The 6,677-nt window shown below is 59.5% G+C and carries 7 protein-coding genes and 1 pseudogene; all 8 read right to left on the bottom strand.

Annotated elements, in window-relative coordinates; genetic code table 11:
* Nucleotides 1–181: 181 nt before the first annotated feature.
* Nucleotides 182–610 (bottom strand): hypothetical protein, encoded by a 429-nt coding sequence (locus KZZ07_RS20855; RefSeq protein ID WP_219516890.1) that lies wholly within the window; start codon nucleotides 608–610, stop codon nucleotides 182–184.
* Entirely contained in the window at nucleotides 549–2,222 is a 1,674-nt protein-coding gene (locus KZZ07_RS20850) for an ABC transporter transmembrane domain-containing protein (protein WP_219516889.1), read from the bottom strand. Before KZZ07_RS20850 ends, KZZ07_RS20855 begins: the two co-directional genes overlap by 62 nt.
* Complete coding sequence (locus KZZ07_RS20845) at nucleotides 2,222–3,274, bottom strand: hypothetical protein (protein ID WP_219516888.1); 1,053 nt, start codon at nucleotides 3,272–3,274, stop codon at nucleotides 2,222–2,224. The genes KZZ07_RS20850 and KZZ07_RS20845 overlap by 1 nt, the downstream gene beginning before the upstream one ends.
* The gene (locus KZZ07_RS20840) at nucleotides 3,271–3,957 is read right to left on the bottom strand and encodes an alpha/beta hydrolase (protein WP_219516886.1); all 687 of its coding nucleotides are present in this window, start codon (nucleotides 3,955–3,957) and stop codon (nucleotides 3,271–3,273) included. Before KZZ07_RS20840 ends, KZZ07_RS20845 begins: the two co-directional genes overlap by 4 nt.
* A gap of 498 nt (nucleotides 3,958–4,455) precedes the next feature.
* Nucleotides 4,456–4,631: pseudogene (locus tag KZZ07_RS28120) on the bottom strand (transposase); the annotation flags it as partial.
* A 198-nt stretch (nucleotides 4,632–4,829) separates the two neighbouring features.
* The gene (locus KZZ07_RS20830) at nucleotides 4,830–5,522 is read right to left on the bottom strand and encodes a DUF4386 domain-containing protein (protein ID WP_219516884.1); all 693 of its coding nucleotides are present in this window, start codon (nucleotides 5,520–5,522) and stop codon (nucleotides 4,830–4,832) included.
* A 300-nt stretch (nucleotides 5,523–5,822) separates the two neighbouring features.
* Nucleotides 5,823–6,068 carry a DUF2798 domain-containing protein gene (locus KZZ07_RS20825; RefSeq protein WP_219516883.1) on the bottom strand — a complete coding sequence of 82 codons (246 nt, stop codon included), beginning with the start codon at nucleotides 6,066–6,068 and terminating at the stop codon, nucleotides 5,823–5,825.
* A gap of 1 nt (nucleotide 6,069) precedes the next feature.
* The gene (locus KZZ07_RS20820) at nucleotides 6,070–6,609 is read right to left on the bottom strand and encodes an NADPH-dependent FMN reductase (protein ID WP_219516882.1); all 540 of its coding nucleotides are present in this window, start codon (nucleotides 6,607–6,609) and stop codon (nucleotides 6,070–6,072) included.
* Nucleotides 6,610–6,677 lie beyond the last annotated feature (68 nt).

Here is a 6,677-nt window from a genome sequence, read left to right as displayed (position 1 = left end):
GAGGCCGCCATCTATGACTACCTGCTCCAGCACAACGCCAGCCCGAAACCCTTCACCTGGAGCAAGACCGCCGAGGATATCCTGACCCGGGAACGGCGCGCGCTGGACACCCTCGATGAAATCCGTGGAAACAGGTAGCAAGCGTCAGACTCGGAACACTAGCGGGGCCCGAAACAGGCGGTCAGAGACCTCTCGGATTGCCCTTGAGAAGAATTGAGCGGTCTGTAATTTCACCCTTTTGAACCCAGTCAATGCGTTCGCCTTTCCTGAACATCGTCACGCAACGCTCTTTGCCATTGCCAAAGGTCTGCCAGCGACGGCAGTATCTGTCACCGTCGATACGCCAGACACCGTTCTCCTCTCTGCCTTGATAGGCTATGCGCATCTGCGAAGAGTTGGGGTAATAGATGATGTAGTCACCATCTGAATCCGCGCCGTCGAGCGTGTTGCCGACAAGGGCGGTACGGATGTCGGTGCCGCTCATCTGCTGATAGCCTTCCGATTTGAGCGTCATAACTGGGGTGGAGCAAGCGGCGACGAGCCCCATGCTACCTAGAAGTGCAAGAAGAGTCCGTCTGTTCATGGGGTTTTCTTTCTTTTTCAGTGTCATTGTGTGTCTTGGTCTTTTGAACGGTTGATGCAGGCACGGTTTGTTCAAGTGTGATTGCCACCTCATCCGCGAGGGAGCCTCCGCCCATTGAGGTGGCGATCAGTGCAGCGCTCCCAATGTCGCGGAAGTGAGAAATGAGCATGGAAATATCATTTGGCCCCAACCCGATCTCATCAGCATCTATCAATGCCAATTTCGGCTGAGCCAGTAGGCCGCGCGCCAGAAGAACGCCCCTTTGCTCTGCTGCTGAGAGATTGCGGCGGCCTTCGTCGATCCGTCCATTTAGACCACCAATCCGGTTCAGAAGTGGGCGCAGGCCGAGCGTTTCAAGCACTGATATGATTTTCTCATCGTCAAGAGTGCGGCCGGTACCCAATAGAACATCGCGCCGCAGCGAGCCGCGCAATGTGGGCGAAGCGCCACCCAGGTAAAGCAGAGCCTGTGGCGCAAGTTCGGCGGGGTGCCGGCCCAGTACACGGAAATATCCGGCTTCGGGCTCTTCCAAACCTCCCGCCAACATCAGCAGGAGACTGGATTTGGCTGAATCCTCAGGCGTAAGCAACCGTATGGCACCGCGCGACAGTTTCAGGTCGATGCAAGTGTCAGCTAGTGGCAAGCCACGAACCATAAGCGCCGCGCGCCCATCACGCGGGTCCCGCAACTGGCGGCCCAGCCGTTTGATCTGCGGCGTGTTGAGAGCCTTTTCAAGCTTTTCACTTGCGACCAGCCAAGTGGATCGGCGATCACGAATATCGGCTATATGGCGCATGGGGCGAACGATCATGGACAGCGTCAGCAGAGCCGCTACTGTTTCGCCGATCGGCACTTCGTATTGAAAGCAGATCAGAAGCGTCACCGCGCCCGCTATCCCAGAGGCGGCATCTGGCATGGCGCGAATTGCGGCAGACAGGCGCGCGCTTTTCATCGCCGTGGCAATTATTTCTGCGGATTGGGCTCGTAATGCGCGTTTCTCAATGGACATCCGTCCCGAACGGCGCAAAGCGGTCGCCTGCTGCAGTCGTTCGCTCATCGTCGCAGCCAGACGAGCCCGGCGCTTGCGTGCTTCAGCCTGCGCTTCCCGCAGGGGAGGTCCGAGCCGAAGGATGATCGCCAAGGTCAGCGCAACCGGCACTCCCGCTCCGAACCCAAGGCGTAAATCTATCGCACATAGAACAACAAAAGCGATGGGCAGCATAGTTGACGCCGAAATGGTACGTGCCAGCCCGACGCCAACCCAATTTCTTATTGCGGTTAGGTCGCCGACAAAGCGAAGAGAGAGAGCCCCCGCACGTCGTTGAGCCAGCCACAATGCAGGTGCTTTGCTGAAGCGCAAAAAGAGCATTTCGCGCAATTCGCTAACGTAATTCTGTGCAACGCGTTCAGCCAGCACCCTCTCCGCGTATCGCAGCACAGCCAATCCAACCCCGGCGCCCGCCAGTGTCGCGAACGCGCCGAATGGGATGATCTGTCCGCCCGTTCGTGCCACGCCGATCGCCTCGCGCACGGCAAGGGCCGAGACGACCAGCATCGCGCCCTGTCCGAGAGCAGCAGCCACCAGGAGCATGAATGCCTGCCGTCGCTCACCCTGCGCGATGCGTGGAATGTGTTTCATTAAGCCGCTGTCTCCTGACGCAACATCTGGAGAAATGCGGACGCCGTCGCCGGATCTGCCAGCTCTCCCCGATCAAGGATCGGTAGTTGCCCAAAGCTGAGACCATCAGCGACGGGGCTGCGAGTCATCAGGCCTGAGAGCGCCAACGGTGCAATCCCCCGCGAAGCAAGACGCGCCAGGGCTACTTCTGCAGTCAACTCATCTGTGGCAGCCAGCAACCAGCCATCAGTCATCCGCGCCAAAGCTGGACGTGCCAGAAGCTCTGCCGTCTCCACCTGTGAGATTCCATCGGCTATCTCGACAACGGCTACTTCGCACCCCTGCCGCGCAGTTTCTGCGAGCAGGCGCGTGATTGATGTCTCGATCCGGTCGATGGGTTGTTTGTAAGTGGAGGCCATCCCGCAGTCAGTGAAATCAAGCACCGTTTGCGCGCCGGCCGCCTCGTAGAGATGCGTGTCGCCAAACGCAGCCGTGCCGGTGGCCTTGACGGCGCCAACTCGCAGACCGAGCCGAGTTAGTCCGTTGACCAACCCCGCCACCGCATCCGTTTTTCCGGCGTTCATTCCTGTTCCCAATACCGTGAAAACCGCTTCGGGCAGATCAGTTGCGCCACCAGCCAGTGCCTCATCCTTCAGGTTCAGAACTGCGCCATCCGCCCCAAGGAGCCTGCCGTGCAGGCATAGGGTTGTGGGTGGCTTGACTGCGCCGTGCCGCGCTTCTTCCACCCCTGCCACACCCCCGCCTGCCAGCAGGTCCAATGTCCGGTCGCTCCGCACCCCGACATGACCGATGAATTGGTCGGTTGCGAAGCGAGCGCCTGCAGCGAGAACAATCATGTCACCGGTGAACAGCCTTGAGAAACGCCCATCGCGCAGTTGAATGCGCCTGTGCTGACTGATCTTCGTGACCTCTACCAAAAGCAAATCACCCGCGTTGATCTGTTCTGGATGCGTCTCGAACCCGAAGACATGGTCTTGTGCAATGCGCCGCGTGGCATGGCACCATTTGGCGCGGCTCATGTCTGGGGTGGGGGTGATGACAGTTTTGATCACGCCGAGACTCCTTCAAATTTGGACTGGGAAGGGTGCACTATGGACGGAGCCTGTAGAAAATCCCGCGCCAAGCCCGCCTGTGCACATGCAACGAAATCATGTCCGCAGCTCGGGATCGTGTCGAAGTCTATCTGGTCCGGCAAATTCTCTGCCCGTGCTGCCTCACGAAGGGCGCTAACCCACCGACGTGCACGCATCAGTCGGTTTAGCCCTTGCTGAGCATCTATGAGCTCACCGGAACGGGTATTGTGATCGACCACATTGTCCTGTTCACCGACGCGCACAACAATCCGGCGGGAGAGAAACGCGCGTAAATTACTGAGCAACCAGATTTGAGCAGCCTTCGGAGCTTGGTCAGAGGCCCCCATTCCATAAGGAAAAGGTGCCGAGTCCGGGAATGTCCACCAGCCGGCAGAGGCTACGGCCAGACCGTCAACAAGATGAGGATATAGCCAAGTGAAACGGTGTGCGAACTGCGCTCCGCCCGAAAAACCGGCAAGGTCGAAGCGGTGCCCCGGCAAGGTGCCTTCAAAGCGCAAAGCAGACAGCAGGCGCAAAAGCGCCAAGTCGGCCCGTGAGCGCTGGGTGGGCCGTTGGAATGTTTTCCAATGAACTGCGTCAAAAACTGGTAGCACAACCAAACGGCCGGTGGCTGCGGCCTCGGGCGCAAGGGCCTCGGCCATCTGGTCTGTCTCGCGCCCAATTCCATGAACGACTAGGAGCGGAGGCGGCATCCCTTCCTTGTAAGTTCCCAAGACCAGAGCATCGGGAATGCGGCCAGGGATGCCAGGCCGGAAAGCCAATCTGTGGCCCATCAATCTGTCCTCTCTTGGGTATCTGCCGCCTTCGCCGAAGCAAGTGCGGCTATCTTGTCCTGCCTGCCGGTGACTTGATCCCAAGCGTCGGCGTTTGGCATCAATCCGACTAGCCGAGATTGATGCAGTGAAGTTGAGCGCATGCTGTTGTATTCTCAATCGGTCTTCTGTTTATATTGCGCCGCTGTGGCGCCTCTAAACCAAAGTCGCATGAAGCAGAAAAGTGTTGTAATATATGTAATTAGCGCCAAAAGCATCGATGTCAGACCAAGGTACTACGAGCCTTTCCGCAGTCCGTCTGGGAATTGCGGCCCTTCTTGCCTGCATGGCCTTCTGAACTGTGAACCGCGCCGGGTTTGCTGGAGGCTGATTGGCCTCGGACACTTCCATGCTGCCATACTTTGAGCGCCACTTGTAAAACGTGCCATCGCTCCCACTCGGGACATTGCTGCGCAATGCCTTGCCGGGCAGTGGATGCCGTGCTTCCTGCAGAGTTCCTTGGCGCCCAATCCCGCCTGGTGCTCCTTCAGGATGCCGATGATCTGTTCGTCCGTGAATCTCGTTCGCTACATTGTCCGTCCTCAAGTTGGGGCAGACTCTAATCGACGGTGGAGGAAAAATCCCGTGGCAGGTCAAAGTCACTGAGCTTGGCGAAGGCGGACATAGGTTGATCCCTTCAGTTCGGAGCAAGGCCCGCGGCGCGTCGAGCCGCGCGCCGATCGGCAGGCCAACCGTCTGCGTCAGGCGCCCTGTATCCGCGGATGCCGCGTCCAACCTGAGAGCAGGACAAGGCAGAACGCGCCTTCGGCCAGGACGGTCACACCATAGGCGGGCGTGAAGGCGTCGAACAAGACAGGCGCGAAGAACCTCAGCGAACTGCCCACGAGGTAGACGATCCCCGCCGCGGCGATCCCGGCCCCGATGATGCGCGGGAACAGGACCGAGACCCAGATCAGGACGCCGGTCAGCAGGCTGTTGATCGCGAAGAAGATGAGTCCGAGGTCGTACCCATGGGCATGCAGGTTCAACGCGTGAAGGGCCATCGCTTTTGCCTCCGGGGTGGCAAGGCCGGGCGCGCCCGTGATCAGGAGAAGCGCGGATTGCATGTGCATCAGGTTCATGGCGATCATCACGGACTGGATCAGTCGGAACACCATCGCAGCGAGCGCCAAGACCGGCGCGACCGGGCGGAAGATGACGTAAAGCAGGATGGCCAGCGCCGCATCCGCTGCCGCCATGACGATATCCGCCGCGATGGCCAGGCGGAACGTGCCAACGGCAATCCGAATGGCGCTCGCGGTGGCGGTTGGGTCGCCGAATTCGACAAGTGGGCCGCGGAGCAGGATTTCAGCACTGATGCCGCAGGCGATAATCACCAGGTAGAGCAATCCGGCGAGGCGGGGGGTGGCGGGGGATCGTGTGGAATATGTCATGTTCGGGTTTCCTTTTTCGGCCTTTGTCAGGCCGATTGGGCCGATGCGGGGCCCCTATTGTCAGCGATCCGGGTGCTGCCTCCACGACGATAGCCTGGGCTTCGCGGAGGAAGGCGGGATCGTTCGCCTATTGCACCACCTGCGCACTCTCATTGGGCTGACCGTCGGGTTTCGGCCTCGAGTGGATGAAGGTTCGCTGTCACAGCTCTGTGAGACGGACAGGCAAGGTTTCTGAGAACGTCGGCGGCTTGAACCGCACCAAGTTCGGAAAGGCTGTGCCTCCTTTCCGAACCTGAACGATCATGGCCAGGCGCTTGCTGCCTTGTCGGCCAGTTTGCCCGAGAGAAGACGGAGCTTGTCTCCGAAGACCATATCCAGCGAGAACGCGATCGGCAGGGCGATCAGAATGCTATGCCCCCAGACTTGCAGCCACTGAAGTGAGAGTCCGAACTCCAGGAAGCTGAAGACGCCTGATAGTGACATGGACATGAAGGACGACATCACCAAAGAGCCTGAGAGCCGCTGCACGTGCTTGCGATGTATCATGTCAAGCGACCTCTTGCAGGGCCAAAGCCGTGGCCGCTTCGGTCAAGTCTGCCAGCGCGCTCGCCTCCGTTATGCGCCCGGTCTCGGCATCGAAGACGTCGTAGAAGTTGGCAACGGAAACCGCCGCCTTCAGGTCCGCCCCGAAGAATCGAGCCGAGCCTTTAGCGGACGCCAGCACGCTGCCCGCGCCCCCGGGACCCGGCGAGGTCGCGAGGAAGACCGTCGGCTTGTTCTGGAACACCTTCTGATCGATCCGGCTCGCCCAGTCGAAGAGGTTCTTGTAGGCGGCGGAATAGGATCCGTTGTGTTCCGCAAAGGAAACAATCACCGCGTCGGCGGCACCGATCTTCTTGAAGAACGCCTTGGCCGCAGCCGGTTGGCCAATCTCCTTCTCGAGATCTTCGCTGAAGATCGGCAGATCGTAGTCGCCCAGGTCCAGGACCTCGATCTCGGCCCCGGCGACCAGTGTCGCGGTAAACTGCGCCAGGGCTTTGTTGATGGATGCCTTGCTGTTGCTTGCTCCGAATGTCAGGATTTTCATGGGGTTTGTCCGGTCTGTCTGAAATGGCTTTCGAGGGTTGGATCTGATCGAGGCGGCGCCCGCCATGC

The organism is Mameliella sp. CS4, assembly GCF_019392335.1.
GTDB lineage: Bacteria > Pseudomonadota > Alphaproteobacteria > Rhodobacterales > Rhodobacteraceae > Antarctobacter.
The sequence above is the reverse complement of the archived record's forward strand: the minus strand, read 5'-3'. Positions and strand labels throughout refer to the sequence as shown.